The following is a 15,518-nucleotide window of genomic DNA, read 5'->3' on the forward strand; positions in this document are numbered from 1 at the left end:
GGTTGCTGACTTCTCCGATCATGTGGATCCGGTCCGTGATTTCGGGGAGCGACGCCCGCTCTGCACCGATCTTCGGATGAACACCACTCGTATGGTGCAACTGGAGTGGACAGGCCCTCGCGGGCGGTCGGAAGAGGGTTCCGGGAGGTCGTCCGGGGTGCCGCGGAGGGGGTGCCGCGGGGCCCCGGGGAGGTAACCGATCGGTATCGGCCGGTGTGTATAGTCGGCGACAGAAGGCCCTTACGCCAAGGAAAGACGAGGTCGCGCGGTGAAGAAGCTTCTCCTGGTCGCACTGGCCGCCATCGGCGGGCTCCTCGTGTACCGCCAGATCCAGGCGGATCGCGCCGAGCAGGATCTGTGGACGGAGGCGACCGACTCCGTGCCCGCAGGTTCGGGTGTGTGAGACGGCACAGTCTGTTACGGGCCCCGGTCGCTGAGCGGCCGGGGCTTCGTGCTGTCCGGGGCCGGATCGCCGGCGTGCGGCCCCTTGCGGTGCGCGCGTGACCTCCGCGCCTCCGGCCCCTTGAGTTCACTGGAGCACATACATAAATTGCTCTGGTGAACTCCGGTGGGGTGTCGGTGCGGCCCGGTGCGCGGACAAGAGGGGCAATGCCGCTGTGGCCGGAGACACCGGCGGTGCGGGCGGGGCAGGATGGACCGGCATCACGGGCCGGGCGGTCGACGGCACCGGCGCGTGAGGACGACGAGGGGAAGCGCGTGAAGAGGCAGCGCAACAGGGGCCGGGTGGTGGCCGCGGTTCTCGCGGCGGTGTGCGCGGCGGCGGCCCTGCCGGGGCAGGCCCGGGCGGCCGGCCCCGGGGTGTACGCGTTCGACCCCGACGCGAAGAACGTGCAGGGCGCGACGACCAACGTCGAGGCGTCCACGCTGGACGAGGGCGTCCCGTACCGCAGCATGATCAAGCCGGGCGAGAAGCTCTACTACCGGGTCACGCTGGACGACGCCTCCGCCGCCTATGTCTCGGCGGTCGCGGTCCCCGGCGACAGCGGCGAGGTCGCCTACGGCGACGGCATCAACGTCAGCCTCCGGGAGACCGACGACACCTCGTGCGGTTCGGAGCGGGCGAACTTCGGCTCGGGGGAGTACGCGCGTCCCATCGCCGCGTACGTCTCCCGGACCATCAAGGAGGGCGGCTCCACCTGCCAGGAGAGCGGCCAGTACGACGTCCTCGTCGAACGCGAGAGCAAGGACGCCTCCAACTCCGAAGCCTGGGGGCTGGAGTTGCGCTTCCTGGAGGAGCCGCGGCTGAGGAGCGGGGTCGCCATGCCGACCGACGGGCCCGAGAGTTGGCCCTCGGCCTCGGCGAAGCCGCTGACCGGGAAGCAGCAGAAGAGGTCCGGAGGGGCCGGGTACTCCGAGGCCACCAGCCTGGAGAACGGCCGCTGGCAGGACACGGTCGCCCCGGGACAGACCCGCTTCTACCGGGTGCCGGTCGACTGGGGCCAGCAGATCCACGCCACCGCCGAGCTCTCCAACAGCACCGGCACCTCAACGGAGTTCGTGGGCAACGCGCTCACCCTGTCGCTGGACAACCCCGCCCAGGGGCACGTCTCGAACGCCACGCTGTCGTACTCCGGAGGGCCCGCCTCCGCCTCCTTGAGGCCGCTGCCGCCGGTGGCCTACCGCAACCGCTTCGACTCCTCGACCCAGGTCAGCACCATGCGCTTCGCGGGCTGGTACTACCTGTCGGTGTCCCTCAGCCCGAAGCTCAAGGAGTTCTACGGCTCCGAGCCGATCCCGTTCGAGCTGGCGGTCCAGGTGAAGAACAAGGCGGAGGCGTCACCGTACGAGGGCGATGCCGGGGTCTTCGGCGTCACCGACCAGGACCGGGAAGTGGCCCGGAAGGGGAAGAACGCCCGGGAGGCGGCGCAGAGCGGCCCGATGACGGTGGTCGCCGCGGCCGGGATCGGCACGGGTTCCGTGCTGCTGCTCGGGCTGGGCGTCTGGACCCTGCTCGCCCGCCGCCGCGCCGCCGTGACCCCGGCCCCGGGTTCGCCGGCCGTCGGGGGCCACCGGCCGCCGCGGGGCCGGTAGCCCGGCGGCGGGACCGTCAGATCCGGGTCAGGGCCCAGATTCCGACCGCGAAGCAGATCAGCGCCACCACCAGCACCGGGATCGCCACCTTCGGGGGCGGTCCCGGACGCGTTCCCCGTGCGGGCGTGCGGGGAACGGCGTGCTGCACCGGCGGGGCCGGCACCGGTGGTTGCCGCTGCTGGGCGGTGTAGGCGCGGGTGGCGGCGGGATCGCGCGGCACGGCGGAGGTCGGCGCCTGGGAGAGGTCCGGCGCGCCGACGGCGTACGGGGACGGCGCGTCCGGCGTGGACGGCGCGGCCGGCTGTTGCGCGAAACCCGGCTGCTGCGGGAACCCCGTTGGCGCGTGGGGCTGTTGCGGTGAGGGCGCGGCTTCGGCCGGGGCCGGGGCTCCGGGCGGGGGCGCGAGGTGGAAGCTTCCCGTCTCGGACATCGACGTGGGGGGCGGTGCGTAGGCCTGCTGACCGGGCCCCGGGTCGGCCGGCCGCGCCGGTGCCGCCACGGGTGCGGGTGCGGGTTCCTCGGGCCGCTGAGGGGCGGTCCGGGGCCCGTCGGGGCCGAATCCCGCCGGCAGCGGCCCGATCTGGTCGAACACCTCCACCGGCTCGTCGTCCGGGCCGGGTTCGGGAAGCATCTCGACCGCCGCGGTCAGGGCCTTGCGGGCGCCCGTCGCGGTCCGGAACCGGGCGTGCGGGTCCGGCTGGAGCAGCCCGGCGAGAACCTGCCACAGCGGCTCGGGAATGCCGTTCGGAGCGCTCGGGGTGCCGTGCGCGGCGAAGTGCTCCACCAGCGCCCGCGCGTCGGGCTTCTGACCCTGGAGGAGGTAGAGCGCGACCAGGCCGACCGCGAAGAGGTCCGCGGGGAAGTCGGGCTCGGCGCCCATCATCTGCTCGGGGGCGAAGTAACCGGGCGTACCGACCACGTAGTTGGTCTCGGTCAGCCGGGGCTCGCCCTTGCGCATCGAGATGCCGAAGTCGGAGAGGCGCAGATGCGGGCGGCCCGTACCGGTCGCCTCCATCAGGATGTTGGCGGGCTTGATGTCGCGGTGCACCACCCCTTCGGCGTGCACCGTGGAGAGCCCGGAGAGCAACTGGTCCAGCAGCAGACAGACGAAGCGCGGGGGCAACGGGCCGTAGTCGCCGATGACATGGGCGAGCGAGCCGCCGCTCACCAGGTCCATGGTGAACAGGACCTGGTCGTCGTCGGCGGCCCAGCTGGCCGGGGCCAGCACGTGCGGGTGCTCGATGCGCAGGGCCTGTTCGCGGACGAAGCGCAGCAGCGTGTGCGCGTCGCTCTGCTGCAGCACCTTGGCCGCGACGTACCTGCGGCGGCGGTGGTCCCAGGCGCGCCAGACGGCGCCGACCCCGCCCCGTCCGATCGGATCGACCAGTTCGTACCGACCGGCGAAGACCTCACCCATGTGCTGCGCCCGCTCCCCGTTCCCGTGGCGCCGCGGCGTCCGCCGCGGCCCGTGTCCGGCCCCCGTGCCCTGCCGGCCCCAGGGCTCCGCACGGTGCGCGCGCCCTGGCTCCGTCTTCCGTCGTGGCCCGGAGCCGCTAGCTCTGGTGCCCCTCGTAGTGCGCGACCGCCTCCGCGGTGCGTCCCGCTCCGTACACCTTGAGGAACTCTGCCAGTTCCGGGTGGGTCGGGGCGAGGGCGTCCGCGGCGTCGATGATGTCGCCGGCCGCCGCGACCGAGCGCAGCAGGGACTGGATCTCGCGCACCACGCGGCGGACGGTGGGAGCGCCGCCGGTGGAGGTGGTCTGGCCGGTGGCGGTCAGGACCGACCCGCCCTGCGACTTCTTGATCTCCTCCATGCGGTCGGTGGCCTCGCCCGCGCTGACGCTGCCGTCGGCCACCTGGCTCGCCAGTTCCTGGAGGGCCTGGACGCGCTGGACCACCGCGGGATTCCCGATCTTGGCCCGCTGGCCGCTCATCAGCTGGGAGAGCATCGGGGCGGAGAGCCCGAGAACGGCGGCCAGCCGGGCCTGGTTCAGGCCGAGATCATCGATCAGCCGACGGAAGAGTGCCCCCAACGGCTCCCCGTACCAACTGCGTTGAAGCTCTCTGGCTCTTGCCGTCGCCTCTTGTTGCGCTGCGTCCATGGCGTCTCCCCATCGCTGCGGCTTCGCTGCTGCGAACCTTGCGAGCATCTTACGGAGCGTGGTCGTCCACGGGGAGTCCCTATCCTTTTGCAGGATTACGGGGGTCACCCGGTACTCTGGTCTGCGATGGTGGCCCTGGCACGGACGTGCTGGGCGTTGCCCTCGTTCGTTGTGGCCCGGGGCCTTAGCTCAGTTGGTAGAGCGCTGCCTTTGCAAGGCAGATGTCAGGAGTTCGAATCTCCTAGGCTCCACCCTTTCAAGACCCCTCTGAACTGCGGTGACGCGGCTCAGGGGGGTCTTTCTCGTACGATCCGGAACCGGTGCGCTTCCTCCCGGGACCGCCCGCCGGGGGCACCAGGCACACTTCCTACGTACACAGTCGAGCCACAAAAGGACTCAGGCATGATCACGTTGACGAAGGAAGACGGCCCGGCCGACCTGGGTGGGGTGACCCATCTGTCCATCGGGGCGTCCTGGGACCCCACCGTCGGGAGCAGCGGCGGCCTGATGGGGAAGCTCCGGCAGAAGGCCGGTACGGACCTCGACCTGATCGCCATCGCATTGCAGGGCGGGGACCCGGTGCGGCTGGCCGGTCTGGACTCGCTGGACCCGCTGGGCAACGGCTCGCTGGTGCACAGCGGGGACAACCAGACCGGGCACGGTGACGGTGACGACGAGACGGTGACCGTCGAGTTCGCCAGGATTCCCTCGAACATCACGTCGATCGTTTTCATCGCCGCCGCGTACAAGAAGCGCAGCGCGTTCAGCAACGCGCGCAACATCAGCTTCAAGGTGTACGACGCGACGGGCGGCAGCTCGCAGCAGGTCGCCGACATCTGGCCGAGCATGCTCACCCAGGACAACGGCGTCGCCGTGGCCAAGGCGATCCGCGAGGGCGCCGGCTGGAAGCTCCAGGTGATCAACGAGACCGGGAAGATCAAGCAGGGCGACGAGCAGGCCCTGATGCGCTTCGCCGTGAGCCGGTAGTCGCCGGGAGCGGGACTGCCCCGCCGCCGTCCCGCGGTGGAGCGGGGGAAGAACGAACGGACGCGGCTGCGGTCACCACCCAAGTGGTGACCGCAGCCGCGTCCGTTCTGTCAGGGGGTGCGCCCGGGGCGCCCCGGCTCAGGGCCGGTCGTCGAGACCGGGGGTGTCCCCCTCGCCCGACTCGGCCTCGGCCTGCTTGGCCTTGACCTCGGGGTCGAGGTCGGCCCGGGCGCTGCCGTCGACCGAGCTGAGCGGCGAACGCTCGTCACCCACCTCGGTGGCGACGGGCGGCTCGACCAGCCAGTCCGGGTTGGCCTGCTTGTCCCACCAGCGCCAGGCGGCGTAGGCGCCGCCGGCCAGGGCGCCCAGCACCAGGAACCCCTTCGCGGCCCGGCCCGCCTTGGCCCGCCGCTGGTGCTTCCTGGCCAGCTTCTGGATCTCCTTGGCCGTCACCTGGGTGCGCAGCGCCGCGAGGGCCGCCGCGCTGCGGGCGGACGCCTGCTCGGCGACGGGCAGGGCCACCGCGCGGGCGTGCTCGACGCGGGGGGCGGTGTAGTCGGCGGCGGTCCGTGCGGCCTTGCGGGTGGAGGCCGCGGCGCGGTGCGCGGCCTCGTCGACTCGGGGCGGCACGTGCGTGAGGGCTTGTTCGAGGCGAGGGGCGAGGTGGGACGCGTACTGGACACGGGCCTGCTGGGCCGCCTTCGTCACCTTCGGCGCCAGTTGTGCACGAGCCTCGTGTGCGTAGTGGGCCGCCTGCTTCCTGGCCGTGTCGGCGTAGGGCGCCACCACTTCCGCGGCGTGCTGCGCGCTGTCCTTCGCCGAGTCGGTTGCGGCGCGCACGCTGTCGATGCGGGTCACGAGATCCTCCTCCTTGGTGGCGGGTAGGTACTCCGCCTGTCCGCCCAGTTCGAAATCATGCCTGCTGCGTCCGAGCCCGGCACGCGGGACGGGCATCCGGGGCATGGTCGTCATGTGCGGTCATAACGGTTCATGTGAAGTGTGCCGACGACAATGCCATGGTTCGGTGTCGAACGCGCCGGTTCGTCCGGCATCCGGCCGCACATTTACCGGTCCGTGGGAGGATCGGCGGACGTCAGCGATGGAGGTGACGTCAGGTGAAGGACGAAGGAAGGCAGACCGTGGCCGAGCAGCTTTACGCCACCTTGAAGACCAATCAGGGCGACATCGAGATCCGGCTCCTGCCGAACCACGCGCCCAAGACGGTCCGGAACTTCGTCGAACTGGCCACCGGGCAGCGCGAGTGGGTCAACCCGGAGACCGGCGAGAAGTCCACGGCCCGGCTGTACGACGGCACCGTCTTCCACCGCGTCATCAGCGGCTTCATGATCCAGGGCGGCGATCCGCTGGGCAACGGCACCGGCGGCCCCGGCTACAAGTTCGCCGACGAGTTCCACCCGGATCTGGCCTTCACCCAGCCCTACCTGCTCGCCATGGCGAACGCGGGCCCGGGGACGAACGGCTCGCAGTTCTTCCTGACCGTGTCCCCCACCGCCTGGCTGACCGGCAAGCACACCATCTTCGGCGAGGTGTCCGCCGAGGCCGGACGCAAGGTCGTCGACGCCATCGCGGCCACCCCGACCAATCCGCGCACCGACCGTCCGCTGCAGGACGTGGTGATCGAGTCGGTGGTCGTCGAGACCCGCTGACGTCCGCCTCCTGCCGGAGCCCTTGGGGGAAGCCGCCGGCCGGCCCCCTCGGGAGCCGCCGGCCCTCTCCGGGGGAGCCGCCGGGCACCCCTCGCGGGAACAAACCGCCCTGCCCGTCCGTACTGATACAGAGCGGACCAGCGGGGCGGCCCCGTTCGCGCCGCCGAGCGACGAGGACCGAGAGGCAGGCCAGGACCGATGGACCAGCAGCCGCCGGGGGACCGTGCAGCCGCGGGAAGCGGTGTGCCGACGCCGACCTGCTACCGCCACCCCGACCGCGAGACGGGCATCAGCTGTACGCGTTGCGGGCGGCCCATCTGCCCCGAGTGCATGGTCAGCGCCTCCGTCGGCTTCCAGTGCCCCGACTGCGTGCGCCAGGGCACGGGCACCGGGCACCACCCGGCCGCCGCCCGGCCGCGCACGCTGGCGGGCGGTTCGGTGGCCGCCGATCCGCGCCTGGTCACCAAGATCCTGCTCGGCATCAATCTGGCCGTCTTCCTCCTGGTCTCCGTCCGTCCCGGGCTGGTGGGCGATCTGACGCTGCTCGGGCGGGCCTGGGACCCGAGCCCGCCGCCGGGATCCATCGAAGGCGTCGCCGAGGGCCAGTGGTACCGCCTGGTGACCTCGATGTTCCTGCACCAGGAAGTGGTGCACATCGCGTTCAACATGCTGGGGCTGTGGTGGCTCGGCGGGCAGCTTGAGGCGGCGCTCGGCCGGAGCCGGTATCTCGCGCTCTATCTGCTGTCCGGCCTCGCGGGCAGCGCCCTGACCTACTTGATCGCCGCGCCCAACCAGGGCTCGCTCGGCGCGTCCGGCGCGGTCTACGGCCTGTTCGGCGCCACCGCCGTCCTGATGCGCCGGATGAACTACGACATGCGTCCGGTGCTGGTGCTCCTGGCGATCAACATGGTCTTCACCTTCACCTGGGGCGGTATCGCCTGGGAGGCGCACGTCGGCGGTCTGATCGCGGGCGTCGTCATCGCCGTCGGGATGGTCCACGCCCCGCGCGAACGGCGTACGGCGGTGCAGGCGGGCACCTGCGCGCTCGTCCTGCTGGCGACCGTCGCGATCATCGTCGCCCGCACGATGTCCCTCACCTGACCCGCACGATGTGCCTCACCTGAGCAGGGCCGTCACCCGACCCGGGCCGGATCCTGAGCGGAACCGGGCCCTCCACCCCCAGGTCGACCGAAGTTGTCCACAGTGTGCGCAGAATCTTGTGCATGGCAAGAGGAACATGCGTTCCCCTCGTCGCTGAGCTGGGTCTTTCCGCCTGAACAACGGGGTGCAGCCCCCCTCGGCGAGGGAGGCTGCGATCACACCGGCGTCAACATGAGCAGAGGTTATCCACAGATCGTCTGACCTTTTCCCCCGACTGTGGATAACTCTGTGGGTAACTCAGGGCAAGGCTTGTGCGGGGGCGTCCGTGAGGGGGCCCGTCACTTCCACTGCGTCGACACGGCGAAACCGCCGGCGATGAAGCCGAAGCCGACCACGATGTTCCAGTTGCCCAGGGCGTCGACCGGAAGATCACCTTCGGTCACGTAGAACACCACGATCCAGGCCAGCCCGATGAGGAACAGGGCCAGCATCACCGGAGCCACCCAACTGCGGTTGGTCAGCTTGATAGCGGTTGCCTGCTTCGCCGGGGGCGGCGTGAAGTCGGCCTTCTTGCGGATACGTGACTTCGGCACGAGGGACTCTCCTGTCGATGCGCTGCGTGACCGCGCAGGGATCTGTGGCGGGCGCCGGGGGCGGGTGCCAGGGGGAATGCTGCCTCCCCCGAGCGTCCGTTAGCGTAGTGCTTCTCTGGCGCCTGATGAGATAAGGGTACGTTGAGCAATTTGGCCGACTCCCCAGAAGGTCCGGCCCGGCGCACCTCCGTGTGGGCGGTCCGGGGCCTCACCGCTGCGGTTTTCGCCCTGGCCGGACTCATCTTCGTCACCAGCGCCAACACCGCCAAGGGCACCAACCTGCGCAGTGACTCCTCCCTGCTCAAGCTCTCCGACCTGATCAGGGAGCGCAGCGAGAACAACGGCCGGCTCAACGACGCGGTGGCCGGAGCCCGCGCCGACGTCGACGCCCTCGCCCAGCGCGACGACGGCTCGACCAAGGCCGAGGACGCCCGGCTGAAGGCCCTGGAGAAGGCCGCCGGCACCACGAAGATCAGCGGCGACTCCGTCAGCGTGACGCTCAACGACGCGCCCCCCGACGCCACCGCCAACCCCGGCTACCCCGAGCCGCAGCCCAACGACCTGGTCATCCACCAGCAGGACCTGCAGGCCGTGGTGAACGCGCTGTGGCAGGGCGGGGCGCAGGGCATCCAGGTGATGGACCAGCGGTTGATCTCCACCAGCGCCGTCCGCTGCGTGGGCAACACGCTCATCCTCCAGGGCCGCGTCTACTCCCCGCCGTACAAGGTCACCGCGGTCGGCGACCCGGGCAAGCTCAAGCGGGCGCTCAACGACTCCACCGCGATCCAGAACTACCTGCTGTACGTGAAGGCGTACGGGCTGGGCTGGAAAGTCGACGAGAACGAGGCGGTGACTCTTCCCGGGTACTCGGGCACAGTGGATCTCCACTACGCACAGCCTGTGGAATGAGCCCGAGCTGAGCCCCGGGGAGGCCGTCCGGTGTCGGTGCGACTCGTCGTCAGAACGTTCAGCGAACTCTGCATCACCGCGGGCGCGCTGATCATCCTCTTCGTCGTCTACTTCCTGTTCTGGACGGGGGTGAAGGCGGCCGACGCGGCCGAGGGCGAGATCGACGCCCTCCAGAGCCAGTGGGCCCGGGAGCCCGTGGCCCCCGCCCCGCCGCCCGCCTCCCCGGAGGCGTCCCCCTCGAAGTCCCCGGACCCGGTCCCGTACCGCGCCGGAAAGCCCTTCGCGACGATGCACATCCCGCGCTTCGGCGCCGACTGGGAATGGCCCGTCCTGGAGAACACCGCGGTCGGAACCCTGAAGAAGGGGCTCGGGCACTACAGCGCGACGGCCCGCCCCGGCGACACCGGCAACTTCGCGGTGGCCGGGCACCGGCGGACGTACGGCGACCCCTTCAAGGACTTCCCGCGGCTGCGGCCGGGGGACGCGGTCGTCGTGAACGACGGCACGACCTGGTTCACCTACCGCGTCGCGAAGAAGCCGCACCGGACCGTGCCCACCGACACCGCCGTCGTCGACCCGGTGCCCCGCGGCTCGGGATTCGAGGGCGCCGGACGCTATCTGACGCTCACCACGTGCGAGCCGGAATGGGGCAGCAGCCACCGGCTGATCGCCTGGGCGCATCTGGACGCCACACGTCCGGTGGGCGACGGAAGGCCGCCGGAGCTCACGGACTGACCGCGCTCGTCCACGCTTTTCCCCAGCTGACCCCCTCCCCGGCCGCGGCACTCTAGTCTGGTACGGGTACCGAATGGAGGGGTCAGCATGTACGGCTGGATCTGGCGGCATCTGCCGGGCAACGCATGGGTGCGGGGCGTCATCTCGCTCGTGCTGGTTCTGGCGGTCGTCTACGCGCTGTTCCAGTACGTGTTCCCCTGGGCGGAGCCGCTGCTTCCGTTCGGTGACGTGACCGTCGACGGCGAGAGCGCCGGTGGAGCAGGAGCCGATCAGTGAGCGCACGCGTCCTCGTCGTGGACAACTACGACAGCTTCGTCTTCAACCTCGTCCAGTACCTCTACCAGCTCGGCGCCGAGTGCGAGGTGCTGCGCAACGACGAGGTGACGCCCGCCCACGCGCAGGACGGCTTCGACGGGGTCCTCCTCTCCCCGGGGCCCGGCACGCCCGAGCAGGCCGGCGTCTGCGTCGAGATGGTGCGCCACTGCGCGGACACCGGCGTCCCGGTCTTCGGCGTCTGCCTGGGCATGCAGTCGATGGCGGTCGCGTACGGCGGCGTCGTCGACCGGGCCCCCGAACTGCTGCACGGCAAGACCTCCGCCGTCACCCACGAGGGCAAGGGCGTCTTCGCCGGACTGCCCTCCCCCTTCACCGCGACGCGCTACCACTCGCTCGCGGCCGAGCCCGGCGCGCTGCCCCCGGAGCTGGAGGTCACCGCCCGCACGGCGGACGGCATCATCATGGGGCTGCGCCACCGTGACCGGGCGGTGGAGGGCGTGCAGTTCCACCCCGAGTCCGTGCTCACCGAGCACGGCCACCTGATGCTCGCCAACTGGCTGGAGCAGTGCGGAGACCAGGGGGCCGTCGCGCGGTCGGCGGGGCTCGCGCCGGTGGTGGGCAAGGCCGCCGCGTGACCGAAGGCCGCCCCGGGCCCGGCGCCGGACCGGAGGGCCCCCTCGCGCAGGGGGCGTACGGGGCCGACGGAGCGTTCGTGGCGGCGGTGGACGGCCTCGCCGATCCGCTCAACGACCCGCTGCCCGGAGGGCACGCCTCGCCCTGGTTCCGGGCGGACAACATCCCGAGCGGACCGGGTGCGGTCCGGGGTCCCGGGCCGGTGTCCGCACCAGGATCCGGAGCGTCGGCATCCGCACCCGCGCCCACGCCAGGACTCGCACCGGAGCCCACGCCCGGGCGCGTACCGGAGCCGGTGCTCGGGCACGTACCGACGGCGGCGCCGTCGCACGCGGCCGGTCACCCGCCTCACCAAGGGCCTCAGCAGCCCCACGGAGCCCCGAACGAGTGGTACGACCCCGCCGGGTACCAGCGCGACTGGTACGGGCCGCAGGAGCCGTCTGCGCGAATAGCTCCGGCCGAGGACCGGGCCCCGGCCCAGGACCTCCCCGCAGAACCGCCCACCGAAGTCATGGCCGCTGTCGTCGGGACGCCCGCCGAGCCCCGCACCGAAGTCATCGGCCGCATCCCGGCCGACCCCGGTCCCGAGCCGGCCTCCCGTCCCGGTGACCTTCCCCCGGGAGGGCGGGCCGAGCGCCGGCGGGCGGCGAAGGGGCGCGGCCGTCGGCGCCCGGAACCGGTCGCCGAACAGGCCGCCCCGGCCGCCCCCATGTCCCGGATGGAGGCCCGGCGCGCGGCGAAGGCGGCCAAGGACAGCCCCGCGGTCGTCGCCAGCCGCGCGGTCGGAGAGGTGTTCATCTCGCTGGGCGTCCTGATGCTGCTGTTCGTCACCTACCAGCTCTGGTGGACCAACATCCGGGCCGAGCAGATCGCCGGCAAGGAGACGAGCCGGATCCAGGACGAGTGGGCCAACGGCGAGCGCAAGCCCGGGGTGTTCGCACCCGGCCAGGGCTTCGCGATCATGCACATCCCCAAGCTGGACGTCGTCGCCCCGATCGCCGAGGGCATCGACAAGGAGAAGGTGCTGGACCGGGGGATGCTCGGCCACTACGCCGAGGGCAGGCTCAAGACCGCGATGCCCTCCGACAAGCAGGGCAACTTCTCGGTGGCCGGCCACCGCAACACCCACGGCGAGCCGTTCCGCTACATCAACAAGCTGGTGCCCGGTGACCCGATCGTGGTCGAGACACAGGACGCGTACTACACGTACGAGATGGCCAGCGTCCTCCCGCAGACCGCGCCGTCCAACATCTCGGTGATCGAGCCGATCCCGGTGGGTTCCGGGTTCGAGGGACCCGGCCGGTACCTGACGATGACGACCTGCACCCCGGAATTCACGAGTACCTACCGGCTGATCGTCTGGGGCAAGATGGTCGACGAACGGCCGCGCAGCCAGGGAAAGCCCGACGCGCTCGTCGGCTGAACATCCTCACGACAGGGACGGTGCGGTGGCAGCGAGGACCGAGCACGACGAGCGGGCCGACACGTCCACGGCACCGCCCCCGGCTCCACGCCGGCGAGGCCGCCACCCCGTCGCGACGGCCGTCAGCGTCTTCGGCGAACTGCTGATCACCGCGGGCCTGGTGCTCGCGCTGTTCGTCGCGTACTCCCTGTGGTGGACCAATGTGCTCGCCGACCGCGAGGCCGACCGACAGGGCGACACGGTCCGCAGCCGATGGGCGGACGGTCCGGGCGCCCTGGACACCAAGGACGGCATCGGCTTCCTGCACGTGCCCGCCATGAAGAACGGCGAGGTGCTGGTCAAGAAGGGCACCGACCCCGAGACCCTGAACAACGGCATCGCGGGCTACTACACGGACCCGGTCGAGTCGGCCCTCCCCTGGGACGACGAGGGCAACTTCACGCTGGCGGCGCACCGCGACGGGCACGGCGCGAAGTTCCACAACATCCACCAGCTGAAGAACGGTGATCCGGTCGTCTTCGAGACCAAGGACACCTGGTACGTCTACAAGGTCTACAAGACGCTCCCCGAGACGTCGAAGTTCAACGTCGACGTGATCCAGCCGGTCCCGGAGGAGTCGGGCGTCAAGGAGCCCGGCCGCTACATCACGCTGACGACCTGCACCCCGGTCTACACCTCGAAGTACCGGTACATCGTGTGGGGCGAGCTGGAGCGCACCGAGAAGGTCGACAAGGACCGCACCAAGCCCGTCGAACTGCGCTGAGCCGCACGGAGGAACAGCCGTTCGCGCGGCGGGGCACACGGCGCCGCTCGCGCGGGCACACGGGAAGGGCCCCGGTCACCGTCGCGGTGACCGGGGCCCTTCCCGTGCCGGGTGGGGCGGGCGGTGGTCAGTCGTCGCCGCCCAGTCCTCCGATGAAGCCGCCGTTCCCGCCGTTGCCGCCGCCCTCGATGGTCACGAGGGTGACGGTGCTGCCCTTGGGCGCCTGGGTGGTCGGCGCCGGGGTGCTGGTGATCACCCGGGCGTTCGGCTTGTCGACCGAGTTGGGGGCGAGCGCCACCACGAAGCCGAGCCCTTCGAGCTGGCCCTTGACGTCCTGGTACGGCCTGTTGCCGATGTCACCGGGGATCTGGACCTGCTCCGGCTGGGCCGGTCCCTTGGAGACCTTCAGGACGATCTGCGCGTCCTTGGCCTGCTTGCTCGGGCCCGCGGGGGTCTGCTCGATCACCTCTCCGGCAGGCTTGTCCGAGTCCACGTCGGCGCGTGAGACGTTGGTGAATCCGAGCTGGTTGAGCTGGGCCACCGCGGCGTCGTACTGACGGGTCCGCACGTCCGGCATCGGGTCGGTCGCCTGCACGGCCACGGTGATGGTGATCTCGGACCCGTCCTCGGCCTTCTCGCCGCCCTTGGGGTCCTGCTGGATCACGGTGCCCTCGGTCTTCTCGGACTCCTCCGTGGTGACGTTGACCGTGAAGCCCTTCTTCTCCAGCTCCTCGCGGGCGCCGTCCTCCGACTTCTCCAGGACGTTGGGGATCTCGATCTTCGGCGCTCCGGCGGAGACGACGACCGTGACGGTGCCGTTCTTGTCCATCAGCGCGTCGGCCGCCGGATCCTGCGAGCAGATCTCGCCCTTCTCCTGCTCCTCGCACGGCTCCTCGGCGCCGACCTTCACGGTGACGTCGGTTCTGGCCGCGAGTTTCTCCGCCTGCTGGACCGTGGAGCCCACCAGGTTCGGGGCGTTGACCTGGCCGTCGTCGTCGGCCGGGGAGAACATCACCCGGCCGATCAGGATCGCGCCGATCAGCACCAGGATGCCCGCGACGACGAGCAGGATCGTCGAGGTGTTGCTCTTCTTCTGCTGGCGCCGACGGCCCTGGCGGTCGTCGTAGCCGTAGCCGCCGTCGTCCGGGTTGACCGGGGGCAGCATCGAGGTCTGCGCGTTGTTCGGGTCGGTCGGGCGCAGGGCGGTGGTGGGCTGGTCGGGGTTGTAGCCGTCGTAGCCCCCGTACCCCGCGGCGCCCATCGCCGCCGTGGCCGCGACCGGCTGGCCGTCGAGGCAGGCCTCGATGTCGGCCCGCATCTCGTCGGCGGACTGGTAGCGGTAGTCCGGGTCCTTGGTGAGCGCCTTCAGCACGATCGCGTCCATCTCGGGCGTGATCTCGGGGTCGAAGTTGCTCGGCGGCTGCGGTTCCTCCCGGACGTGCTGGTAGGCCACCGCGACGGGCGAGTCCCCGACGAACGGGGGTCGCACGGCGAGCAGCTCGTACAGCAGGCAGCCGGTGGAGTAGAGGTCGGAGCGCGCGTCGACCTGCTCGCCCTTGGCCTGCTCCGGGGAGAGGTACTGGGCGGTGCCGATGACCGCGGCGGTCTGCGTCATGGTCATCCCGGAGTCGCCCATGGCGCGGGCGATGCCGAAGTCCATGACCTTGACCTGGCCGGTGCGCGTCAGCATGACGTTCGCCGGCTTGATGTCGCGGTGGACGATCTGGGCGCGGTGCGAGTACTCCAGGGCCTGGAGGATGCCGACCGTCATCTCCAGCGTGCGCTCGGGGAGCAGCCTGCGACCGGAGTGCAGGAGCTCCCGCAGCGTCGACCCGTCGACGTACTCCATCACGATGTACGGGATGGAGACCCCGTCGACGTAGTCCTCGCCGGTGTCGTACACGGCGACGATCGCGGGGTGGTTGAGCGAGGCGGCCGACTGGGCCTCACGGCGGAACCGGGCCTGGAACGACGGGTCACGGGCCAGGTCGGCCCGGAGCGTCTTCACCGCTACGGTGCGGCCGAGCCGGGTGTCGTGGGCGAGGTAGACCTCGGCCATGCCACCACGGCCGAGCACCGAGCCCAGCTCGTACCGGCCGCCGAGGCGACGCGGCTCTTCCATAACTGTTCCAGCCCTCTCCGTCAGTCCCGACCGCACCCGTGTGTGGTCCGCGGCGGTGCGCTGTTCGCGCATACGCTACCGGGCACGGGTTACGTGATCAGCCCGCACCCGTCAGCCGATATCCGACCGGTATCCGATGTCCGGTATGACGGGCG

At 70.9% G+C, this 15,518-nt stretch carries 16 protein-coding genes and 1 tRNA gene; 12 read left to right on the forward strand and 5 right to left on the reverse strand.

Annotated features, from left to right (window positions below; translation table 11 throughout):
- Positions 1-268: 268 nt before the first annotated feature.
- Both DTB53_RS15565 and DTB53_RS15570 read left to right on the forward strand, forming a co-directional pair.
- Entirely contained in the window at positions 269-403 is a 135-nt protein-coding gene (locus tag DTB53_RS15565; RefSeq protein ID WP_003958712.1) for a DLW-39 family protein, read from the forward strand.
- 314 nt (positions 404-717) lie between these two features.
- Positions 718-2,052 (forward strand): hypothetical protein, encoded by a 1,335-nt coding sequence (locus tag DTB53_RS15570; protein WP_012380089.1) that lies wholly within the window; start codon positions 718-720, stop codon positions 2,050-2,052.
- Positions 2,053-2,068: 16 nt separating this feature from the next.
- On the opposite strand, the gene DTB53_RS15575 is transcribed toward DTB53_RS15570, so the two are convergent.
- Together DTB53_RS15575 and DTB53_RS15580 are read right to left on the reverse strand one after the other, a co-directional pair.
- The gene (locus DTB53_RS15575; protein ID WP_012380090.1) at positions 2,069-3,469 is read right to left on the reverse strand and encodes a serine/threonine-protein kinase; all 1,401 of its coding nucleotides are present in this window, start codon (positions 3,467-3,469) and stop codon (positions 2,069-2,071) included.
- Between the two features lie 136 nt (positions 3,470-3,605).
- Positions 3,606-4,154, reverse strand: a complete 549-nt coding sequence (locus DTB53_RS15580) for a helix-turn-helix domain-containing protein (protein ID WP_003967897.1) — start codon at positions 4,152-4,154, stop codon at positions 3,606-3,608.
- 178 nt (positions 4,155-4,332) lie between these two features.
- Between DTB53_RS15580 and DTB53_RS15585 the strand changes: the two genes are divergently transcribed.
- Positions 4,333-4,405, forward strand: a tRNA-Ala gene (locus tag DTB53_RS15585).
- A 151-nt stretch (positions 4,406-4,556) separates the two neighbouring features.
- Entirely contained in the window at positions 4,557-5,141 is a 585-nt protein-coding gene (locus DTB53_RS15590; RefSeq protein WP_003967898.1) for a TerD family protein, read from the forward strand.
- A 138-nt stretch (positions 5,142-5,279) separates the two neighbouring features.
- Here DTB53_RS15590 and DTB53_RS15595 read toward each other — a convergent pair whose 3' ends face one another.
- The gene (locus DTB53_RS15595) at positions 5,280-5,999 is read right to left on the reverse strand and encodes a DUF5324 family protein (RefSeq protein ID WP_012380091.1); all 720 of its coding nucleotides are present in this window, start codon (positions 5,997-5,999) and stop codon (positions 5,280-5,282) included.
- Positions 6,000-6,280: 281 nt separating this feature from the next.
- On the opposite strand from DTB53_RS15595, the gene DTB53_RS15600 reads away from it, so the two are divergent.
- Entirely contained in the window at positions 6,281-6,808 is a 528-nt protein-coding gene (locus DTB53_RS15600) for a peptidylprolyl isomerase (RefSeq protein ID WP_012380092.1), read from the forward strand.
- A 198-nt stretch (positions 6,809-7,006) separates the two neighbouring features.
- Positions 7,007-7,909, forward strand: coding sequence for a rhomboid family intramembrane serine protease (locus DTB53_RS15605; protein ID WP_042496729.1), 903 nt, complete (start codon positions 7,007-7,009; stop codon positions 7,907-7,909).
- A gap of 338 nt (positions 7,910-8,247) precedes the next feature.
- Here DTB53_RS15605 and crgA read toward each other — a convergent pair whose 3' ends face one another.
- Positions 8,248-8,502, reverse strand: a complete 255-nt coding sequence (gene crgA, locus DTB53_RS15610) for a cell division protein CrgA (RefSeq protein WP_003967902.1) — start codon at positions 8,500-8,502, stop codon at positions 8,248-8,250.
- A gap of 141 nt (positions 8,503-8,643) precedes the next feature.
- On the opposite strand from crgA, the gene DTB53_RS15615 reads away from it, so the two are divergent.
- From DTB53_RS15615 to DTB53_RS15640, 6 genes are all read left to right on the forward strand, one after another.
- Positions 8,644-9,411, forward strand: a complete 768-nt coding sequence (locus DTB53_RS15615; RefSeq protein WP_030701381.1) for a DUF881 domain-containing protein — start codon at positions 8,644-8,646, stop codon at positions 9,409-9,411.
- 30 nt (positions 9,412-9,441) lie between these two features.
- The gene (locus tag DTB53_RS15620) at positions 9,442-10,146 is read left to right on the forward strand and encodes a class E sortase (RefSeq protein WP_012380094.1); all 705 of its coding nucleotides are present in this window, start codon (positions 9,442-9,444) and stop codon (positions 10,144-10,146) included.
- Between the two features lie 87 nt (positions 10,147-10,233).
- Positions 10,234-10,422: a hypothetical protein gene (locus DTB53_RS15625; RefSeq protein ID WP_003967905.1), complete on the forward strand. Its 189-nt coding sequence runs from the start codon at positions 10,234-10,236 to the stop codon at positions 10,420-10,422.
- Entirely contained in the window at positions 10,419-11,057 is a 639-nt protein-coding gene (locus DTB53_RS15630; RefSeq protein ID WP_003967906.1) for an aminodeoxychorismate/anthranilate synthase component II, read from the forward strand. The genes DTB53_RS15625 and DTB53_RS15630 overlap by 4 nt, the downstream gene beginning before the upstream one ends.
- Positions 11,054-12,478: a class E sortase gene (locus DTB53_RS15635; RefSeq protein WP_012380095.1), complete on the forward strand. Its 1,425-nt coding sequence runs from the start codon at positions 11,054-11,056 to the stop codon at positions 12,476-12,478. Before DTB53_RS15630 ends, DTB53_RS15635 begins: the two co-directional genes overlap by 4 nt.
- Before the next feature lie 25 nt (positions 12,479-12,503).
- Positions 12,504-13,241, forward strand: coding sequence for a class E sortase (locus tag DTB53_RS15640; RefSeq protein ID WP_012380096.1), 738 nt, complete (start codon positions 12,504-12,506; stop codon positions 13,239-13,241).
- A 127-nt stretch (positions 13,242-13,368) separates the two neighbouring features.
- Here DTB53_RS15640 and pknB read toward each other — a convergent pair whose 3' ends face one another.
- On the reverse strand, positions 13,369-15,363 hold the full coding sequence (gene pknB / locus DTB53_RS15645; RefSeq protein ID WP_012380097.1) for a Stk1 family PASTA domain-containing Ser/Thr kinase: 1,995 nt from the start codon (positions 15,361-15,363) through the stop codon (positions 13,369-13,371).
- Between the last annotated feature and the right edge of the window lie 155 nt (positions 15,364-15,518).

Origin of the sequence: Streptomyces griseus (assembly GCF_900460065.1) — a bacterium.
In the GTDB taxonomy this organism is placed as follows: Bacteria; Actinomycetota; Actinomycetes; order Streptomycetales; family Streptomycetaceae; genus Streptomyces; species Streptomyces griseus.